We start from the raw sequence: 19,875 nt of genomic DNA on the forward strand, positions 1-19,875 counted from the left end.
TCACATGGCAACTTTCATCGAACAACGGACGATCGGCGCAATACCGGAGGACGAGCGGCACGGGCGTGCCTGGCATCTGCTCCCGCTGTGGTTCTCCCTGAACGCGACGGTCATGGCTGCGACCACCGGCGCCATCGGCATCTCCGTCGGCGCCGGTCTGGTGCCGACCCTGATCGCGATTGTCGTCGGCAATCTCATCGGGTCGGTCTTCATGGCCTACCACTCGGCGCAAGGTCCGCAGCTCGGTCTGCCCCAAATGATCCAGAGCCGAGCGCAATTCGGATTCTTCGGGGCGATACTGCCCAATCTCCTGGCCATCATCATGTATGTCGGCTACTTCTCCGGAGCCGGCGTGATCGGCGGCCAGGCGATCGCCAGCATCTTCGGTATTCCGACCGCCACCGGCATCATCATCTGCAACGCGATCACCTGGTTCATCGCCTTTGCGGGGTACCGCGTCATCCACGCCTTCGACCGCGCCATGGCCGCCGTGTCGGTCATCGTTCTGGTGTTGCTCTTCATCGCTGCCATCGCGCACTTCGGCTCGGCGCCGCCGGCCGAGAGTCACCCGAACTTCGCCAACTTCTTCCTCATCCTGTCGATCGCCGCGAGCTGGCAGATCACCTTCGCACCCTATGTCTCGGACTATTCGCGGTACCTGCCCACCAGTCAGGGCGGGGCAAAAACGTTCTGGTACACCCTGATCGGCAGCTGCGCCGGGGCCATCACCTTCATGGCGCTGGGCGCCATCGTCGGTGTGTACGCGCTGGACAGCCTCAGCGGTGACGCCATCGTCTACCTGTCGAGCCTGTCACCGGTGGCGGCACCTGTCATCGCGATCATCCTGGTGTTGGGCATGATCGGGGCGAACTGTGACAACCTGTACGGCCCGTATATGGCCGGACTGTCCACGGTCACGCAAGCCGGTGGCCCGCCGCACGTGTCCCGACTGGTGCGTGCCGCCGTCACAGGTGGATTCGCTTTGCTGGGCACCGCCATCGGCATCTTCCTGTCCGGCGACTTCCTGACCAATCTGCAGAACCTCATCATGTTGCTGCTCTACATGCTGGTGCCGTGGACGGCCATCAACCTGGTCGACTTCTACCTCATCCACCGGGGCCGGTACGACGTGGCGGAGATCGTCTCCATGCGTGGTCGCTACGGCCTGGTGAACTGGAAAGCCATTGCCACCTACGCCGTGGCCGTCATCGCCCAGATCCCCTTCATGAGTTGTGCCCTGTTCGTCGGACCAGCCGCCAGCGCACTCGGCGGCGTCGACATCGCCTGGATCGTCGGGCTTGTCGTCGCCGGTGGTCTGCACTACGTCCTGAACAGGTCCGCGGCGGCGCAAGACGCCGACCTCCCCGTCGCCCCGATCACCGCGGCCGCCGCGGTGACCGCCTGATCTCGCAAAGGAGTCACCCATGGCATTCGACTACTCCCGGCTCACCGCCACCTGTGCGGTGGACTCACCGGAGAACGCCATCACCCTGCCCCCGGAGGCCTACGGCAGCGACGAACTGTATGCCGCCGAGGTGGATCGGATCTTCAAACGTGGCTGGATACCGTTGTGCCGCATCGAACAACTCCCGTCACCGGGCAGCTACTACAGCATCGACATCCTGGGCACCCCGCTGGTGGTGACGCGCGACCGCAAGGACGACATCCGGGTGATGTCGCGCAACTGCACCCATCGTTGGATGGAGGTGTGCAGCGGTGCCGGTGAGGCCGGCGTGCTGCAATGCCCGTACCACCTGTGGTCCTTCGGCCTGGACGGTCACCTGGCGGGCGCCCCCGAGATGAAGCAGTCCGCAGGATTCGACCGAAAAGACTGGGGCCTCAAACAGTTCCGGCACGAGGTGTGGAAAGGTTTCGTCTTCGTCAACTTCGACGGACAGGCGGCACCCGTCGCCGAACAACTCGCCGGTCTCGCCCCGATGGTCGATCCGTACGACTTCGAGAACTACCAGATCGTCGAACACACCGACTGGGGTGTCTGCGACTGGGACTGGAAGATCATGGTGGACAACTTCATGGAGTGCTACCACCATATGGGCCCGCATCGCGGCACCCTGGAAGACGAGTTCCCCGCCAAACTCAGCGGAGCAGGTGAGGGCGGCCCGTACTTCACCACCATGTGGTCCCGCCAAGCGGACGGCTATCCGGCCGAAGAGCCGTTCCTGGCGCCCGGCGCCGACACACTGACCCCCGAGCACAGCCACAAGCTGCTGATCTTCATCGCCTATCCGCTGCTGCAGATATCGCTGGGCCCGGGTTTCATGTACTGGCTCAAGACCTTGCCCGTCGGCGCAGGGAAGGTCGAGATCCACCTGGACATCGCGATGTCGCCCGCCGCGCTCGCGGCGCCCGACCTCGACGCCCGGCGCAGCCAGCTCGTGAAGTCCATCTGCGATATCCACCGCGAAGACCTCGACGTCTGCGCCGCCGTGCAGAAGTCGGTCCGGGCCGGAGTGACCTCCACCGGGCGGCTGTCACACCTGGAACAACCACTGTGGGAGTTTTACCGCTACCTCGGACGTGAACTCGGAATCGTCTCCCACACCGCCGACCTCGCCTCCGCCGGCTGAAAGGACAAGATATGACCAGCACCCTGAACGGACACGTGCAACGCACTGCCGCAACGGAGGTCGCCGAGAGACTCGGTGCCGCCGGGGTCAAGTACGCCGCGATCAGCTTCGTCGACATGCACGGCAAACCGAAAGCCAAGATGGTGCCGCTCAACCACCTCGGACAGGCTGCGCGCGGGTCGGAGATGTTCACCGGGGCGGCGCTGGACGGCGTCCCACAGGACGTCAACGATGACGAGGTCGCGCCACATCCGGACCTGGGCGGGGCGATCATCGCGCCCTTCAACCCGGAGGTGGCGTGGTTCCCCGGCGACCTCTGGATCGGTGACGTCCCCTTCGAGGCCTGCAGCAGACAGATCCTCAAGCGCGTCACCGCGGACGCGGCGACACTGGGCTACACGTTCAACCTCGGCATCGAGACCGAGTTCTTCCTCCTCACCGACGACCGGGTCGGCACGCCGGCGCCGGCCAGCCTCGACGACACGCTGGACAAGCCCTGCTACGACCTGCGGGGCCTGTTGCACAACTATCCCGTCGTCGACGAGATCGTCACGGCGATGAACGATCTCGGCTGGGACGTCTACTCGTTCGACCACGAGGACGGTAACGGCCAATTCGAGACCGACTTCACCTACACCGACGCGGTGACCATGTCCGACCGGCTGGTGTTCTTCCGGATGATGGTCGGTGAGATCGCCCGCAAGCACGGCCTGTTCGCGTCCTGGATGCCCAAACCGTTCGCCGATCGCACCGGCAGTGGTGCGCACTACAACATGTCGCTGGCCGATATCGACGGGGTGAACCTGTTCGAAGAGGCCGACGACCCGCGTGGTTGTGGACTGTCGACGCTGGGTTACCAGTTCACCGCCGGGGTGCTGCGTCACGCGTCGGCGATCTGCGCGGTGATCGCCCCGACCGTCAACAGCTACAAGCGACTGGTCAAGCAGGGCAGCATGTCCGGGCTCACGTGGGCGCCGATCTTCGCCTGCTACGGCGATAACAACCGGACCAACATGATGCGTATCCCGAAGGGTGGGGGACGGGTGGAGTGCCGGGCGGCCGACAGCGCCAACAACCCGTACCTGGGCGCGGCTCTGATGCTGGCGGCGGGACTGGAGGGTATCCGCGAGGGCCTGGATCCCGGCGAGCCCAACCGCGACAACCTCTACAACGTCTCCGAACTGGACCTGGCCGCCCGCGGTATCGGCTGGCTGCCGAGGTCACTCGGTGAAGCCATCGATGCGCTCGAAGCGGATCCACTGGTGCGCAAGGTCTTCGGCGAGGCGATGTTCGAGTCGTTCGTGGCCGAGAAGCGTGCGGAGTGGGACTCCTTCACCGCGCACGTCTCGTCCTGGGAGACCGAGCGCTACCTGCGGTTCTGGTGACCGTGCGCTGGGAGGAACTGTCCTCGACGCAACTGGCGGCGGCCGTGGCGGCCGACCCGGCCCTGGTGGCTCTCGTCCCGGTCGGCGCCACCGAACAGCACGGGCCGCACCTGCCGGTCGGTACCGACACCGTCATCGCCACCGCGGTCGCCGAAGCGGCCGCCGGTGGTGACGGCGCGCCGGCGGTGGTCTTGCCGGCGATCGCGTACGGTGCCAGTCAGTTTCACGGCACGGAGCTGGCGGGCACGGTGGCGTTCTCCGGCGAGGACGTTGCTGCCCGGGCCTACCAGGTGGCACGGGCCTGCCTGGACTCCGGGGTGCGGCGCATCTTGTTCGTCAACGGGCATGTCGGCAACGCGGCTCCGCTGTGGCTGGCCTGCGACCGGTTCCGCCGCGAGCATCCCGCGGGCCGGATCGGTGTCCTGCAGTGGTGGGATCTGACCCCCGAGATCGCCGCCCGGGCCACCGCCGACGCGGTCGACTGGCACGCCAATGCCGCGGAGACGTCGATCATGTTGGCCTTGCGGCCCGAACTGGTGCACACCGACCGCTTCGCGGAGGCCGACGACCCCGACCGGACGGCCGGGCTGGTCTTCCGGTACTCGGTGGCGCAGGTGTCGGCCAACGGGGTGACCGGATATCCGTCACGCGCCTCCAAGGAACTCGGGCTCGCGCTGTGGCGCGATATCGTCACCGCGGCGCGAGGTGTCGTCGCGGCGGCCCGGGACGAGCAACCGCCGCTGGCGTAGCGATCCGTTCTAGAATGCGCCTCGTGCCACCACCCGAGCGCAAGGCGCAGGTCCGTGCCATCGGACGCCCGCGCCTTGAGGCGGGACCGGAAACCGGCGGCGGGCCGCCCGAGTCGCCACGCACCGGGATCGTCAATGCCGCCACCAAGCTGTTCTCGGAACGCGGCTACGCCCAGACCACGATGAGCGATATCGCGCGCGCCGCCGGTCTGCAGCAGTCCTCGCTGTACTACTGGTTCCGCAACAAGGAGCAACTCCTGCAGGAGACGCTGCTCGTCAACCGCGCACCGCTGAAATTCATCGCCGAGGTCGGCGCGGGATCGGGCTCGCCCGCGGTCAAGCTGTACCGGCTGCTGCGCTTCGACACCATGCAACTGGCGATGTCGCCGATCGACTTCAACGAGATCCAGCGGATCGCCCACGAACAGCGCGCCGAGTTCCACCAGTTCTGGGCCGATTACGAGCGGCTGCGCCAGTGGGTGGTCGATCTGATCGGCGCCGCGGTGGGGGAGGGCAAGTTCATCGATTGCGACCGCGACGAGACCGCGGGCCTGCTGCTGAACTTCGACGAGGGCGCTCAGAAGCGAACCCGGCTGCATCCCGACCATGGTGACCGTGCCGAGGAGGCGATCCGGGTCGGCGAGCAGGTCGCCACCATCGCCGTGCGCGGACTGCTCAAACGCCCCAGCGAGATCGGCCGCATCACCGCGCAGGCCGCGCAGTTCGACGACGCCGCCATTGCACTTCGGGTCAGCCTGCACGCTTTCGACTGAGCGAGGCTAGTCCCCGCCGGGGCTTTCGTCCGGCGCCGAACCGACCTACTCTGGTGTGACCCACATCACCAGGGAGGTCCGGTGCGCATCTCCGACGTGCTGAAGAACAAGGGATCGGCGGTCGCCACGATCGCCCCGGAGACCACGGTCGCCGTACTGCTGGCGGGCCTCGTCAGGCGCAACATCGGCGCGATGGTGGTGGTCGGACCGGATGGCCCGGTGGGCATCGTGTCCGAGCGGGACGTGGTCCGCAAGCTCCACGAGCTGGGGGCGGATCTGCTGGAGCGCCCCGTCGCGGACATCATGACCAAGCATCTCGTCTACTGCTCATCCAGTGATTCGGTGGACAGCCTGAGCGCGGCGATGACCCACAACCGAGTGCGGCATATTCCGGTGCTCGACGACGGACGGCTGGCCGGGATCGTCAGCATCGGTGATGTCGTGAAGACCCGGATGCAGGAACTGGAGTCCCAGCAGGAACAACTGCAGGCCTACATCACCCAGGGCTGAATACGCTGGGTTCGTGACCACCGTCGACGTCCGTCCCGCTGTCCGCGCCGATATCGCCGAACTGTCGCAGGTGCTCGGCCGCGCCTTCTACGACGACCCGGTGATGGCCTGGATGTTGCCCGATCCGGTGGCCCGGCGACGCAAGCTGCATCGGGTGTTCGCGGCCCTGACCCGTCATCACCACCTGTCACGCGGTGGAGTTGAGGTGGCGGCCGCGGGTTCGGTGCTCGGTGCAGCCGCGCTGTGGGATCCGCCAGGTCGGTGGCGGCACACCGTCGGCGAACAGGTGCGCGCCGCGCCAGGGTTGCTGCTGGCATTCGGCGCAGCCGTGCGCCGCGGGCAGCAGGCCGAGGAACTGATGCAGCGCCATCATCCGGAGGAGCCGCACTGGTACCTCGCGGTGATCGGCAGCGATCCGTCCGTGCGGGGCAGCGGTCAGGGCCAGGCGTTGATGCGGTCCCGGCTGGACCGCTGCGACGCTGAGCACGCCCCGGCATACCTGGAGTCCAGCAATCCCGCCAATATCGGCTATTACCAACGGTTCGGCTTCGAGGTGACCGGGGAGATCGTGCTTCCGGACGGCCCGTCGCTGTGGCCGATGTGGCGGCAGCCACGGTGAGACAGCTGCTCCGGTAGAGTGCGGATGCCGACCAGCAGGGGAATCCGGTGAGAATCCGGAGCTGACGCGCAACGGTGTGAGGCGAACGCCTCGAGTCCGACTGCCTGCCGCCGGTACCGAACGTCGACGGCCCCGCGACCGGGCCCCGTATCGAAGGAAGCCCCTGCCGTGCGCGCTTTCGCCGTGCTCGTATCCGTCCTCACTGTCGTCACCGCATGCAGTCCGGCGACATCCGCCGAACGCGCCCCGACGGCGGCTCTCACCGCCGGCCATACGAGCTATCCGTTGACGTTGGACAACTGTGGTGTCCGAGTGACGTTCGACAGGCCGCCGCAACGCGCGGTCTCGCTGTACCAGGCCTCGACGGAGATCCTGCTGTCGCTCGGATTGGCCGACCGGATGGTGGGAACGTCGACATGGTTCGATCCGGTGCTTCCTGAGCTGGCCTCTGACAGCGCCAAGGTGCCCCGGCTCGCCGACAATGACCCTTCCCTGGAGACGGTGCTGAGTGTCGAGCCGGATCTGGTGACCTCGGCCAGCGCACATACCTTCACCCCGGCGGTGGTGGCCGACCGGGCCCGGTTCGCTCAATTGGGTATTCCCACTTATCAATCGCCGTCGGTGTGCATAGGTGCCGACGTTCACGGTGCCGACGTCACCCGCTCAGCTCCTTTGCAGATGGACACTCTGTTTCGCGAGATAGAAGAATTGGCGGCAATTTTCGATGTGCAGGACCGTGGCCGGGACCTGGTCGACCAGCTCAAGCGGCGACTGTCCGTCGCTCCCGCGCCGGCCATGCCCCACCCGACGGTCGCGTTCTGGTTCTCCGGTCTGCGGGCCCCGTATTTCGCGGGATGCTGCTCGGCGCCCGGGCTCTATGCGCGCGAACTGGGTGTTGCCAACGTGTTCGCCGACGCGCGGGAGGACTGGCCCGAGGTCAGCTGGGAGGTGCTGGCCGACCGTGATCCGGATGTCCTGGTCCTGGCCGATCTCAGTCGCCGGCGGGTGGACGGTGACGCGCTGGACACCAAAATCGCGTTCCTGGAATCCAATCCGGCCAGCAGGAACCTGACGGCGGTGCGTCACAAGCGCTATGTGGTGCTGACCGGATCCGAGCTGGATCCCGGCATCCGGCAGGTCCAGGCGGTCGAACGGCTCGCCGCCGGGTTCGCCTCGATCGGGCCGGCGAAATGATCGGCAGGCTGTTCGTCGTCGTCTGGGCGGCGTTCGTCCTCGCCGGGTGTGGCGAGGTGGCGCAGACGAGCAAAACCGGTGCAGTCAGTGGATATCCGCTGACGGTGCGAAACTGCGGTCACGATGTGGTGATCGATGCGCCGCCGGCGCGGGCGGTCTCGCTGAATCAGGGCTCGACGGAGATTCTGCTGTCGCTCGGCCTTGCCGACCGGATGGTGGGCACCGCCACGTGGACCGACCCGATCCGCCCCGACCTCGCGTCCGCCAACGCGCGTGTCCCGCAACTGTCGGCGAACAAACCCTCGATGGAAGCGGTGCTGGATGCCGAACCCGATTTCGTGTCCGCATCTTTCGCGGGAACCCTGGGCCCCGGTGGCGTTGCCGATCGCGCTGAGTTCGACAGGCTGGGTGTGCCGACCTATCTCGCACCCAGCGACTGTGTGGGCAAGGTGGCGGGCAGCGAGGACGGCGCCCGCACCGCACCGCTGACGATGACCCTGATCTATGACGAAATCCGGGACCTGGCCAAGATCTTCGATGTCGCCGACCGCGGCGAGAAGCTGATCGGTGAGCTGCAGCGACGCATGACGGATGCCGCCGTCACCGCCGATGTCGATCTGGCCTTCTGGTTCTCCGATATCCGGGCGCCGTACCTGGCCGGCTGCTGCGGCGCACCCGGAATCATCGCGAGCACGGTCGGTGCCCGCAATGTTCTGGCCGACACCGCCGATGAGTGGCCGCAGGTCAGCTGGGAGGCGATCGCCGACCTCGACCCCGACGCGCTGGTGCTGGCCGATCTGAGCCGGCGCACCATCGACGGTGATGCGCTCGATACCAAAATCCGGTTCCTGGAATCAAATCCGGTGACCGCACAGTTGACCGCGGTCCGGGAGAAGCGCTACATCGTGGTCAACGGTGCCGATCTCAACCCGTCCATCCGCACCGTCGACGGCACCGAGAAGGTGGCGCACCGGCTGCGTGAACTGGGTCTCGTGGCAGGCAATTGACCGTGCGCACGCCGGCATTGGTCACGCTGTGGATGTGCGGCCTCGTACTGTTGCTGGCCTCGGCCGCGGTGGCCATCACGATCGGTCCCGCGGCGCTGTCGGTCACCGACGTGTACCGGATCGTCGCCGAACATCTGGGCGCAGGCCCGTCGGGGGCGACGCGCCTGCAGGACGGCATCGTCTGGCAGTTGCGACTGCCTCGGGTGGCGTTGGCGGCGATCTGCGGTGCCGGTCTGGCCCTGTGCGGTGCGATCATGCAGTCGCTGCTGCGCAATCCGCTGGCTGATCCGTTCGTGCTCGGCGTCTCCTCGGGCGCCTCGACGGGGGCGGTGCTGATCGTTGTGCTGGGCGCCGGGGCCGGCGTGGTGTCCTTGTCCGGGGGCGCATTCGCCGGTGCCCTGCTGGCCTTCGCGGTGGTCCTGATGCTGGCGTATGCGGCCGGTGGGGGAACGGACCGGGTGGTGCTGGCCGGGGTCGCGGCGACCCAATTGTTCTCGGCGCTCACCTCTTTCATCGTGCTGTCGTCCGCCGACGCCGAGCAGACGCGCGGCGTGTTGTTCTGGCTGCTCGGTTCGCTGGCCGGCGTGAACTGGTCTGACGTGTTGACCTGTGGCCTGGTGGTGGCCGTCGGGCTGGCGTGCTGCATGGGATTCGGCCGTACGCTCGACGCCTTCGCCTTCGGTGACGACGCCGCCGCCACACTCGGCGTCCCGGTGCGCCGTGCACGGATGGTCCTGTTGGTGGTGACGGCGTTGATCACCGCCGCGCTGGTCAGTGCCACCGGCGCCATCGGGTTCGTCGGCCTGGTGTTACCGCATGCCGCGCGCTTCTTCGTCGGACCGAGTCACCTCCGACTGCTACCGACGGTGACACTGCTCGGCGCGATCTTCATGGTGTGGGTGGACACCCTGGCCCGCACCGCGTTCGCGCCGCAGGAACTGCCCACCGGGGTGGTCACGGCGTTGCTGGGGGTGCCGGCATTCGCGGTGATCCTGCTGCGCCGCAGGGGTGTCACCCGATGAGTCTGCGCGCGTTGGACGTGGCCTGGTCCAGGTCGGGCCGGCTGATACTCGATGGTGTCACCGTGGATCCGGAACCCGGCAGCACCGTCGGTCTGCTGGGGCCGAACGGATCGGGAAAGTCGTCGCTGTTGCGCCTGTTGGCCGGGGTGGACCGCCCGGATTCCGGGGTGGTCGAACTCGACGGCACGGCGCTTGCCCGGTTGTCGCGCCGGGCCGTGGCGCGCCGGGTGGCGATGGTCAGCCAGCACGCCGATACCGATCTGCACATCACGGTGCGAGAGGTGGTGCGGCTGGGCCGCATTCCCCACGCCGGACTGATCGGTGGGGACCGCGACACCGATCGCGCGGTGGCCGATGCGCTGGTGGCGACCGGACTGACGGATATGGCAGCCCGTCATTGGCACACGCTGTCCGGAGGTGAGCGGCAACGGGTGCAGATCGCCCGCGCCCTGGCGCAGCAGCCCGGTGAACTGCTCCTCGACGAGCCGACCAACCATCTCGACATCGCCCATCAACTCGAAATACTGACCTTGATCCGCGATCTGGACATCACCGCGGTGGTCGCGCTGCACGACCTCAACCTGGCGGCGATGTTCTGCGATCACCTGGTGGTGCTGTCGTCGGGGCGGGTGGTGGCCGCGGGCACGCCGGCGGAGGTACTGACCGAACGCCTGGTGGCTGATGTTTACGGTGTGGACTGCCACATCACCGTCGAGGACGGCAGGCCCAGCGTCCGCTACACCGCACCCTGCAAACCCGGTCAGGCGGTGGCGACCTGCTCCACCTGATCGGCCAGCGAGTTGTCCGCGAACGCACCGCGGTACGTGGCGGCCGGGTGACTGGCCGGCAGCCGGTCGCCCTTGCCGAGCAGCTTGTGCCGCAACGTCCCCGACTTGTCGGTGCCGATCAGGCCGCGCTCGCGCAACGTCGGGAACAACCGATCGGCGACCTCGCGGAACGACTGCGGCACGGTGGCGTGGTAGACGTTGATGCCGTTCACCCCGGCTTCGCGCCACTCCTCAAGGCGATCCGCGATCTCGTCGGGGGTGCCGACGACGCGGTTGGCGCCTTCCATCACCCACGCCATATCGCGGATGGTCGGCTCGTCGTTGCCCGAGACCTCCGCTGCCCAGCGTTTGAAGCTCTGGATACCGGTGAATTCGCCAAGCTCGCTGATCGGGGTGTCCAGGGGCAGGCTCCCGGCATCGATCCCGGCATCGCCGAGTGCGTGCAGGGCGATGCCTTCCAGATCAAGGTAGCGCTTGAGTTCGTCGTTGCGGCGGATGGCGTCGGCGTGACTGTCGCCGATGACGAAGGATAGTCCCTGGGCGAAGGTGATGTCCTCTGGATCGCGACCGTATTCGGCTGCCAGTGCCCGGGTTTCGGTGGTCAGCTTGTGCGCGTCGGCTGGAGTCGGGCTGCCGATGTAGACACCCTCGGCGTTGCGGGCGGCGAACAGCTGGCCGGCCGGTGAGGAGCCGGCCTGGAAGAGCACCGGGGTGCGTTGCGGGGACGGCGAGGTGAAGTGCGGGCCCTCCACGCTGTAGCGCTGCCCGACGTGGTTGATCCGGTGGATCTTGGCCGGATCGGAGTGCACGCTGCGTCCCTTGTCCTGTACCAGCGCGTCCTCGTCCCATGAGCCTTCCCACAGCTTGTAGGCGACGTCGACGTACTCGTAGGCCCATTCGTAGCGCTGGTCGTGAGCCAGGGTGCCCTGATGGCCGAAGCTGCGGAACATGTTGGCGTTGAAGCTCGTCACGATATTCCAGCCCAGACGGCCCTCGGTGTAGTGATCCAGTGAGGACATCTTGCGGGCGAAGTTGAACGGGTGATCCTGGATGATCGAGCTGGTGAACACGATGCCCAGGTTCTCCGTCGCGGCTGCCAGGGCCGACGCCAGCACCGACGGATCGTTGACCGGGATCTGGATCCCGGCCTCGACGGATTTGCGCCAGTTGCCGTTCCACGGTGCTCGCAGGCCGAACACGTCGGCGAAGAACAGCAGGTCGTAGCCGGCCTTGTCGACCTCTGCGGCCAGTGACGTCCAATGCCGCAACGAATTGAACCGGTGGTTCTGCGCTTCCGGTGCACGCCACAGGCCGTGCAGGACGTGAGAAGCGGTATTCATCACGAACGCCGAGAAGTACAGCGGACGCGTGCTCGTGCTCATGTGCGGGCTCCTGACGTCGGGTCGGTCACGGGTTGAGCGGGCCGAGGGTGTCCCGGATCAACTTGTTGTCTGTGGTGACCAGGAACTGGGTGACCTTGGGATCTTTGAAGGTCTCGATCAGCTTCTGTACGTTCGGATCGTCGAGGTGCTTGTCGCTGACCACCAGGCCACCTTCGCTGCCCTTGGGCGCGGGTTCGCGGGCCAGGATCTGCTGCTCGGTCAGGCCGGCGGCGTATACGTCGGAGATGTGCACGACGACGGCGTCCACGTCGGCCAGGCTGCGGGCGAGCTGACCGATCGGCACCTGAATGAACTGGTAATTCTTGGGATTGGTGGCGATGTCGCCCAGCTGCGGCAACCCGGCCAGGGTGTCCTTGCCCGGTTTCAGGGTGATCTGCTTGTCATGAGCCAGATCCAGCAGGGCGATCGCCTGACCGGCCGGGTCGTCACGTAGTGCGATCTTGGCGCCGACCGGCACCTGATCCCAGCTGCGGTACTTGTCGGAGTAGGTGGCCTGATCCCAGGTGAACGTCGGGGCGGCCAGGGTCAGCTTGAACCCGTTGGCGGCGATCGCGTCATTGAGGAACGGTTGGTGTTCGAAGAAGTTGCCGGCGATGTTGCCGGCGTCGACGGCGCGGTTGATCTCGATGATGTTGTCGATCTGCACTGGTTCGATGGTGATGCCGTGTGCCGGGGCGACCTCGTCGGCGATGTACTTGAGCAGATTCTGCGCCGCGATGTCGGTGCTCCAGGTGGCGACCTTGAGGTTGGTGCCGAACGGTTTGTCCTGGTTGGACAGTTGGGCGTAGGTCACCCCGCCGGCGATGGCAACCACGACGGCCACCGCGGCCGCGATCCACGGCCATCTCTTGCGCTTCTTGATCTCGATCTCGATGCCCTCGCCGAGGGAGGTGGTTTCGTTTGACATGGGTTCCTTCTAACGGGTGAGGGCTAACGGGTGAGGGCTCGGACGACGCGGTCGCCGGTGAACTGGACGAGCTGGATGGTGATGATCAGGGACACGGCTGTGGCAATCATGATGTTGTCGTCGAACCTGTTGTAGCCGTAGGTGATTGCCAGATTGCCCACACCACCGGCGCCGATGGAGCCCGCGATGGCCGAGTACTCGATCATCGCGATGGTGTTGACGGTGAGCGCGCCGGCCAGGGCGGGCAGCGCCTCGGACAATTGCACTGATCGGATCACCTGCAGGGCGGTGCCGCCGGACACCTGCCCCATATCGGTGACGTCGGAGCGCACCTCGCGCAGGGCGTTCTGCACCAGGCGGGCGAAGAACGGGACCCCGGCCACCGTCATCGGCACGATCGCCGCGGCGATGCCGATGGTGGTGCCGACCAGGAAGCGGGTCACCGGGATGATGGCCGTCATCAGGATGAGGAATGGCAGAGATCGGCCGATGTTGACGATGGTGTTCAGGATCCGGAACACCTTGGGGTCCGGAAACAGTCCCAGATCGGAGGTGTTGTGCAGGATGATGCCGACGGGGATGCCGATCAGCAGCACCAGCACCATGGTGACGCCCACCATCAGCCAGGTCTGGCCATAGGCGGGCAGCAGTAGGTCGGGCACGTGCGTCCAGGGTGTGCTGAAATCCTCTTGGGCGTAGTACGTCACGCGGCTGCCTCTCCGGACGCCGCGGCGACCGTCTTCACATGCAGGCCAAGGCCTTTGAGGTACGTCGCGAAACCGGCCGGTGCCGACGGCGAGACCGACAGCACCGCGCGGCCGACCGCGACACCCCGGATCGCCTCGACGCTGGCGCTGAGCACGTTGACCTGAGTTCCGTCGATGCCGGGCGCGTCGTGGATCGAGGTGAGCCAGTCCAGGGGAACGGTTCTGGAGGCGTAGGACACCTCCCACACCTCCCCGGCGTCGGCCAACTGCACGCTCGGACGGTCCGGCAGCAGTTCGTGGGCGAGCGCGGAGGTGGGGTCCAGGATGATGTCCTCGACGTTGCCGTTCTCGATGATGCGGCCGTCGTCGATGCGCGCGACCGAGTCGGCGATCTCGCGGACCACCTCCATCTCGTGAGTGATCAGGATGATGGACAGCCCATATTCGTCCCGCAGGTGGCTGAGCAGACCCAGGATCGACTTGGTGGTGCTCGGGTCGAGGCCAGAGGTGGACTCGTCGGACAGGAGATTCGTCGGGCCGAGCGCGAGTGCCCGGGCGATCCCGACGCGTTGTTTCTGGCCTCCGGACAGCTGGGCGGGGAAGAAGTCCCTGCGGTCGGACAGTCCCACCCGCTCCAGCAGCTCGGTCACGCGTTTGTCGGCCGAGTCGTCGGTGGCGTGCAGGTACTGCAATGGCAGCGCCACGTTCTGGGCCACCGTGCGGCGGCGCAGCAGGGGAGCGGTTTGGAAGATCACCCCCACATTGCGTCGTGCGGCGAGCAGCTCGGCACTGTTCAGCTTGGTGAAGTCCTTGCCGTCGACGCGGACCGACCCGCTGGTGGGCCGTTCGAGGAAGCTGACGCAGCGGGACAATGTGCTCTTGCCGGCCCCGCTGGGACCGACGACGGCCAGGATCTCGCCGCTGCCGACGGACAATGAGATGTCGTCCAAGACGGTGCGGTCACCGAACCGTTTGGTGAGGTTCTCGATCTCGATCACAAGTGCTCTCTGGGTAGAACGGACACGCCGTCACGCGCAGCAGCGAGCGCAACCGCTGGTGAACACACGTGTGTGACGCCGCGCCACTGGGCGTCGGCATCCGGCGGTCAGACGGATGCCAAGCATAGGAATTTCCCTTGATAATGAGGAGAGTAGCGATCTGGCTGATCTGAAATAACCCGAGTTATGGCCCTCGCGGGGTCGGTGTCGGAAGTACGAGGGTCGTGAATTTCCGCCGAAATCTCTTGGCGACAAGGTAATTGGTGATTCTTCGGTGGACCATTGGCGGATCCGCCGCGGGGTGGCGACCCGACGCCAGAGCGTCCCACGTGTGGCACTGTGGGGATTCTGCAAGTGAAACCGTATGGAGTGGCACCGATTACATGACCAACCACCCAAGATTTGGCGTGTGGGCGAACGTCCACGGCACCATGGCCGCCCTCCGTCATCCCGACGATCCCGTCGACGCCTCGTGGCGGCGGGTGCGGGATCAGATCCTGCTGGCCGAGGAACTCGGCTTCGACAGCACCCTGATCGCGCAGCACACGATGAACCCGCTAGGGGAATCGCTGGATCAACTCGATGCATGGAGTGCCGCGGCGGCGGTGGCCGCACTGACCGACTCGATCGAGATCATCGCGGCGGTGAAGCCGTCGATCATCCATCCGACCGTCCTGGCCAAACAGGCGCAGGGTATCGAGGAGATCAGTGGCGGGCGGTTCGCCGTCAACGTGGTCAACGCCTGGTGGATACCCGATCTCACGCGCTCCGGGATCGGGATGCTCGAACACGGGGAACGCTATGTTTATGGCTCCGAATGGTTGCACGTGGTGCGTCGACTGCTGTCGGGGGAGCGGACGACATTCCACGGCAAGTATTTCCACATCGAGGACTTCGTGCTGGCGCCGACCGGGACCTTCCGGCCGAGGCCCCGCATCTATCTGGGTGGGGAGTCCGCCCCGGCGCGTGATCTTGCGGTGGCCGAGGCCGACGTGCTGTTCCTGAACGGGCAGTCCACGTCGGAGGCGCGTGCGCTTCTCGATGACGTTCGTCGGCGGCCGCGTCCCGGGCTCGATCCGCTGCGCTTCGGTATGGCGGCGTTTGTGGTGGCTGCACCCACGCAGCGGGAGGCCGCCGAACTTATGGAGTATCACTGGGAACTGCAACGGGCCGACAAGGCCGACGCCGGAGACACCATCGACCGGTTCAGCCGGGATACCGACCCGGCGTCGCCGATGTGGCAGCGCCTCAGCGCCCTTCCGCACGTCGGCCCCAACGGGGGAACCGCCGCAGGACTGGTGGGTGACTATGACACCGTCGCCCACCGGATCGTCGATTGGTACCGCGAGGGTATCGAGACCTTCATGCTTGCCTTCCAGCCTTTTGAAGCAGAGATGCGGCGCTTCGCCGGCGAGGTGATTCCCCGGGTACACGCGCTGCTGGACGTATCGGAGGTGGCGTCATGACCGAACAGCTGAAGTTCCATTGGTACCTGCCGACCCACGGCGACACCACCACCATCGCCGACAACCGCGGTGACGCGGCGTCACGCGTGCGGTCCCATCTGCAACCCACGCTGGAGAACCTGACGGCGCTTGGGCGGGCCGCCGAAGACTTCGGGTTCGAGGCGGTGCTGACGCCCACCGGATCGCACTGTGAGGACTCGTGGTTGGCGACAGCCGCCCTGGCCCAGTACACCCGACGGCTGAAGTACCTGGTGGCATTCCGGCCGGGGGTGCTCTCGCCGACGCTGGCCGCCCAGCAGGTCGGCACGTATCAGCGTTTCACCGGAAATCGGTTGGCACTCAACATCGTCACCGGTGGTGACGATCTGGAGATGCGCCGCTACGGCGACACAGTGGACAAGCTGGCACGGTACCGGCGCACCGGCGAGTTCCTGTCGGTGGTGCGCGGTATGTGGGCGGATCCAGAGTTCTCCTTCGTCGGCGAGTTCTACCGCATCGAGTCGGCCCGCTCGGCCTACCCGCTGGATGTGGTGCCCACCATCTACTTCGGTGGCTCATCGCCAGAGGCCATCGAGGTGGCCGCCGAGCATGCCGATGTGTACCTCACCTGGGGTGAGCCGCCGGAGCAGGTGGCCGAGAAGATCGAGCGGGTGCGTGCCGCGGCTGCTCGCCGCGGACGGACCCTGCGCTTCGGGGTGCGACTGCACACGGTGGCCCGTTCGACCGAGGAGCTGGCCTGGCAGCGTGCCGACGAACTGATGGCGGGCGTCACCGCCGAACAGGTCCGCAGCGCACATGAGCGGTACCTGGCCAGTGCTTCGGAAGGGCAACGCCGGATGGCGGCGCTGACCACCGGTGAACTGGTCGCCGCGCGCAGTCTGGAGGTGCATCCCGGTCTGTGGGCCGGTCCGAGCCTGTTGCGCGACGGTGCGGGCACCGCGGCGATCGGCAGTTACGAACAGGTCGCCGACGTCTTCCGCGAGTACACCGCGCTGGGGGTGACCGAGTTCGTGCTGTCCGGCTATCCGCAGATCGTGGAGATCGACCATGTCGGGCAGAACGTGCTGCCTCGGTTGGGCGTGCGGGTTCCGGTCTGAGCGCACTGGACGCGCGCCGAGATCGACGAAATTGCGGAATCCACTCGCACAATCCCGCCCGTTTGATCAGTTCGGCGGATTCAGGACGCCGCGGTATTCAGGACGCCGCGGTATTCAGGACCACGAGTACTCGGCGCGCAGCCGGGTGGCGACCATCTCGAACTTCTCGCGATCGAGCACGGCGCCTTCCCGGCGGATGCCGTCCTCGGGGACGTCGAGCACCCGGTCCAGCCGCACCCAGCTGGGGCGTCCCTCGTAGTCCCAGCTGCCGGCCCCGATCGAGACCCACTCGCGGTCGCCGGCGTGGTGCTCCTGGCTGGACAGCATCAACCCGAGCAGCACGCTGCGGTCACGTCCCACCACCAGCACGGGCCGGTCCTTGCCCCGGGTCGGGTCGTCCTCGTAGACCACCCAGGTCCACACGATCTCTCCGGGATCCGCCTGCCCGTCCAGGTCTGGGGCGTAGCTGACCCGGCGGGCCCGGTGGGCGGTGGGCACGCTCTCGCTGGTCACCGGCCGTCCGGCGGTGATGGCCGGAGGCTGCTGCTGTGTGGGGGAGCCGGCGAGTACGTCCAAACCGATCTTGATGCCCTGCTGCAGGACCCGCTCGGGAGTCGGCAACTGCCGGATCAGCTTGGGCGCTTCGTTGAAGACAAGATGCCCGGCGTCCGTCAGAAAACGTTGGAACGGTTTCCACTGCGACGCCATACCGACGAGGATAGGTCCTCCGATTGTGTCGCGACGGTCCATGCTCGATACGCTGGAGCAACCTATCGAGCTTGGACCAGGAGATTCCCATCAGCAGTTTCGCCGACAAGACGTTCACTGCGCCGGCGCAGATCCGGAACTTCTGCATCATCGCCCACATCGACCACGGCAAGTCGACGCTGGCCGACCGGATGCTGGGGATCACCGGCGTCGTCGCCGACCGCGATATGCGCGCCCAGTATCTGGACCGGATGGATATCGAGCGGGAACGCGGTATCACCATCAAGGCGCAGAACGTCCGGCTGCCCTGGTCGGTGAACGGCGAAGACTTCGTGCTGCACCTCATCGACACCCCCGGGCACGTCGACTTCACCTATGAGGTGTCCCGGGCTCTGGAGGCCTGCGAGGGCGCGGTGCTGCTGGTCGATGCCGCTCAGGGCATCGAGGCGCAGACGCTGGCGAACCTGTACCTGGCGCTGGACCGCGATCTGACGATCATCCCGGTACTCAACAAGATCGACCTGCCCGCCGCCGACCCGGACCGCTACGCCGGTGAGATCGCCCACATCATCGGCTGTGAACCGAGCGATGTGCTGCGCGTCTCCGGCAAGACGGGCGAGGGGGTCCGCGAACTTCTCGACGAGGTGGTGCGATTGGTCCCGGCGCCCGTCGGCGACGCCGACGCACCCGCGCGGGCCATGATCTTCGACTCGGTCTATGACATCTACCGCGGCGTGGTCACCTACGTGCGTGTGGTCGACGGCAAGCTCTACCCGCGCGAGAAGATCAAGATGATGTCGACCGGGGCGACGCACGAGTTGCTCGAGGTCGGCATCGTCTCGCCGGAGCCGAAGGCCTCCGACGGGCTGGGCGTCGGTGAGGTCGGCTATCTGATCACCGGGGTGAAGGACGTCCGCCAGTCGAAGGTGGGTGACACCGTCACCTCGGCCCGGCACGGCGCCACCGAGGCGCTGACCGGATACCGCGAACCCCGGCCGATGGTGTACTCCGGCCTGTACCCGGTGGACGGCTCGGACTATCCGGTGCTGCGCGAGGCCCTGGACAAGCTGCAGCTCAACGATGCCGCGCTGACCTATGAGCCGGAGACGTCGGTGGCGCTGGGCTTCGGCTTCCGATGCGGATTCCTGGGTCTGCTGCACATGGAGATCACCCGTGAGCGCCTGGAGCGGGAGTTCAATCTCGACCTCATCTCGACCGCGCCCAACGTGGTGTACCGCGTGGTGAAAGAGGACAACAGCGAGCTCATCGTGACCAACCCGTCCATCTGGCCCGAGGGCAAGGTGCGTGCCGTGTACGAACCGGTGGTCAAGACCACGGTGATCGCACCCAGCGAGTTCATCGGCACCATCATGGAGTTGTGCCAACAGCGGCGTGGTGAGCTGGGTGGGATGGACTACCTGTCCCCGGAACGGGTCGAACTGCGCTACACGATGCCGCTCGGCGAGATCATCTTCGATTTCTTCGACTCGCTGAAATCGCGCACCCGCGGGTACGCCAGCCTCGACTACGAGGAGGCCGGCGAGCAGGAGGCCGACCTGGTGAAGGTCGACATCCTGCTGCAGGGCGAGGCTGTCGACGCGTTCAGCGCCATCGTGCACAAGGACGGTGCGGCGGCGTACGGCAACAAGATGACCACCAAGCTCAAGGAGCTGATCCCGCGCCAGCAGTTCGAGGTGCCGGTGCAGGCGGCGATCGGGTCGCGAATCATCGCGCGCGAGAACATCCGCGCCATCCGCAAGGACGTGCTGAGCAAGTGCTACGGCGGTGACATCACGCGTAAGCGCAAACTGCTGGAAAAGCAGAAGGAGGGCAAGAAGCGGATGAAGACCATCGGCCGGGTCGAGGTCCCGCAGGAAGCCTTCGTGGCGGCGCTGTCCTCCGACGCCGCGGCGGACAAGCCGAAGAAGTGACTCGGAGCCGCGCCATCGGTCAC

Annotated in this window: 19 protein-coding genes; 14 read left to right on the top strand and 5 right to left on the bottom strand. The window is 66.4% G+C overall.

Annotated elements, in window-relative coordinates; translation table 11 throughout:
• The first annotated feature begins 4 nt into the window (after window positions 1-4).
• The 11 genes from QN239_RS12655 to QN239_RS12705 all read left to right on the top strand — a co-directional run bounded on the left by QN239_RS12655 (window position 5) and on the right by QN239_RS12705 (window position 10,635).
• Complete coding sequence (locus QN239_RS12655; protein ID WP_499010729.1) at window positions 5-1,405, top strand: purine-cytosine permease family protein; 1,401 nt, start codon at window positions 5-7, stop codon at window positions 1,403-1,405.
• Window positions 1,406-1,424: 19 nt separating this feature from the next.
• Window positions 1,425-2,588 (top strand): aromatic ring-hydroxylating oxygenase subunit alpha, encoded by a 1,164-nt coding sequence (locus QN239_RS12660; protein ID WP_090353439.1) that lies wholly within the window; start codon window positions 1,425-1,427, stop codon window positions 2,586-2,588.
• Window positions 2,589-2,599: 11 nt separating this feature from the next.
• On the top strand, window positions 2,600-3,973 hold the full coding sequence (gene glnT / locus QN239_RS12665; RefSeq protein WP_499010732.1) for a type III glutamate--ammonia ligase: 1,374 nt from the start codon (window positions 2,600-2,602) through the stop codon (window positions 3,971-3,973).
• The gene (locus tag QN239_RS12670; protein WP_499010735.1) at window positions 3,970-4,722 is read left to right on the top strand and encodes a creatininase family protein; all 753 of its coding nucleotides are present in this window, start codon (window positions 3,970-3,972) and stop codon (window positions 4,720-4,722) included. Before glnT ends, QN239_RS12670 begins: the two co-directional genes overlap by 4 nt.
• Window positions 4,723-4,736: 14 nt before the next feature.
• Window positions 4,737-5,495, top strand: coding sequence for a TetR/AcrR family transcriptional regulator (locus tag QN239_RS12675; protein ID WP_090353443.1), 759 nt, complete (start codon window positions 4,737-4,739; stop codon window positions 5,493-5,495).
• Between the two features lie 81 nt (window positions 5,496-5,576).
• Entirely contained in the window at window positions 5,577-6,005 is a 429-nt protein-coding gene (locus QN239_RS12680) for a CBS domain-containing protein (RefSeq protein WP_090353445.1), read from the top strand.
• A 13-nt stretch (window positions 6,006-6,018) separates the two neighbouring features.
• The gene (locus tag QN239_RS12685; RefSeq protein WP_499010739.1) at window positions 6,019-6,624 is read left to right on the top strand and encodes a GNAT family N-acetyltransferase; all 606 of its coding nucleotides are present in this window, start codon (window positions 6,019-6,021) and stop codon (window positions 6,622-6,624) included.
• A gap of 168 nt (window positions 6,625-6,792) precedes the next feature.
• Window positions 6,793-7,818: an ABC transporter substrate-binding protein gene (locus QN239_RS12690; RefSeq protein WP_499010743.1), complete on the top strand. Its 1,026-nt coding sequence runs from the start codon at window positions 6,793-6,795 to the stop codon at window positions 7,816-7,818.
• On the top strand, window positions 7,815-8,825 hold the full coding sequence (locus tag QN239_RS12695; protein ID WP_499010745.1) for an ABC transporter substrate-binding protein: 1,011 nt from the start codon (window positions 7,815-7,817) through the stop codon (window positions 8,823-8,825). The genes QN239_RS12690 and QN239_RS12695 overlap by 4 nt, the downstream gene beginning before the upstream one ends.
• A gap of 32 nt (window positions 8,826-8,857) precedes the next feature.
• The gene (locus QN239_RS12700; protein ID WP_499016720.1) at window positions 8,858-9,847 is read left to right on the top strand and encodes a FecCD family ABC transporter permease; all 990 of its coding nucleotides are present in this window, start codon (window positions 8,858-8,860) and stop codon (window positions 9,845-9,847) included.
• A complete protein-coding gene (locus tag QN239_RS12705) occupies window positions 9,844-10,635 on the top strand; it encodes an ABC transporter ATP-binding protein (protein ID WP_499010747.1) in 792 nt (263 codons plus the stop codon). The genes QN239_RS12700 and QN239_RS12705 overlap by 4 nt, the downstream gene beginning before the upstream one ends.
• On the opposite strand, the gene QN239_RS12710 is transcribed toward QN239_RS12705, so the two are convergent.
• From QN239_RS12710 to QN239_RS12725, 4 genes are read right to left on the bottom strand one after another with little or no spacing between them, the layout of a single operon-like run.
• Complete coding sequence (locus QN239_RS12710; protein WP_499010750.1) at window positions 10,608-12,017, bottom strand: NtaA/DmoA family FMN-dependent monooxygenase; 1,410 nt, start codon at window positions 12,015-12,017, stop codon at window positions 10,608-10,610. The two genes, QN239_RS12705 and QN239_RS12710, sit on opposite strands and share 28 nt — an antisense overlap.
• 25 nt (window positions 12,018-12,042) lie before the next feature.
• Window positions 12,043-12,945, bottom strand: coding sequence for a MetQ/NlpA family ABC transporter substrate-binding protein (locus QN239_RS12715; protein WP_499010752.1), 903 nt, complete (start codon window positions 12,943-12,945; stop codon window positions 12,043-12,045).
• A gap of 23 nt (window positions 12,946-12,968) precedes the next feature.
• Window positions 12,969-13,652, bottom strand: a complete 684-nt coding sequence (locus tag QN239_RS12720; protein WP_499010754.1) for a methionine ABC transporter permease — start codon at window positions 13,650-13,652, stop codon at window positions 12,969-12,971.
• The gene (locus QN239_RS12725) at window positions 13,649-14,650 is read right to left on the bottom strand and encodes a methionine ABC transporter ATP-binding protein (RefSeq protein ID WP_499010757.1); all 1,002 of its coding nucleotides are present in this window, start codon (window positions 14,648-14,650) and stop codon (window positions 13,649-13,651) included. The genes QN239_RS12720 and QN239_RS12725 overlap by 4 nt, the downstream gene beginning before the upstream one ends.
• Window positions 14,651-15,057: 407 nt before the next feature.
• On the opposite strand from QN239_RS12725, the gene QN239_RS12730 reads away from it, so the two are divergent.
• Together QN239_RS12730 and QN239_RS12735 are read left to right on the top strand one after the other, a co-directional pair.
• Window positions 15,058-16,116 carry an LLM class flavin-dependent oxidoreductase gene (locus tag QN239_RS12730; RefSeq protein WP_499010759.1) on the top strand — a complete coding sequence of 353 codons (1,059 nt, stop codon included), beginning with the start codon at window positions 15,058-15,060 and terminating at the stop codon, window positions 16,114-16,116.
• Entirely contained in the window at window positions 16,113-17,213 is a 1,101-nt protein-coding gene (locus QN239_RS12735) for an LLM class flavin-dependent oxidoreductase (RefSeq protein WP_499010762.1), read from the top strand. Before QN239_RS12730 ends, QN239_RS12735 begins: the two co-directional genes overlap by 4 nt.
• A 114-nt stretch (window positions 17,214-17,327) precedes the next feature.
• Here QN239_RS12735 and QN239_RS12740 read toward each other — a convergent pair whose 3' ends face one another.
• On the bottom strand, window positions 17,328-17,921 hold the full coding sequence (locus QN239_RS12740; protein WP_499010764.1) for a type II toxin-antitoxin system PemK/MazF family toxin: 594 nt from the start codon (window positions 17,919-17,921) through the stop codon (window positions 17,328-17,330).
• Window positions 17,922-17,944: 23 nt separating this feature from the next.
• Between QN239_RS12740 and lepA the strand changes: the two genes are divergently transcribed.
• Complete coding sequence (gene lepA, locus QN239_RS12745; protein ID WP_090353453.1) at window positions 17,945-19,852, top strand: translation elongation factor 4; 1,908 nt, start codon at window positions 17,945-17,947, stop codon at window positions 19,850-19,852.
• The last annotated feature ends 23 nt before the right edge of the window (window positions 19,853-19,875 follow it).

Source organism: Mycolicibacterium sp. Y3 (assembly GCF_051188035.1).
Classification (GTDB): Bacteria; Actinomycetota; Actinomycetes; order Mycobacteriales; family Mycobacteriaceae; genus Mycobacterium; species Mycobacterium fluoranthenivorans.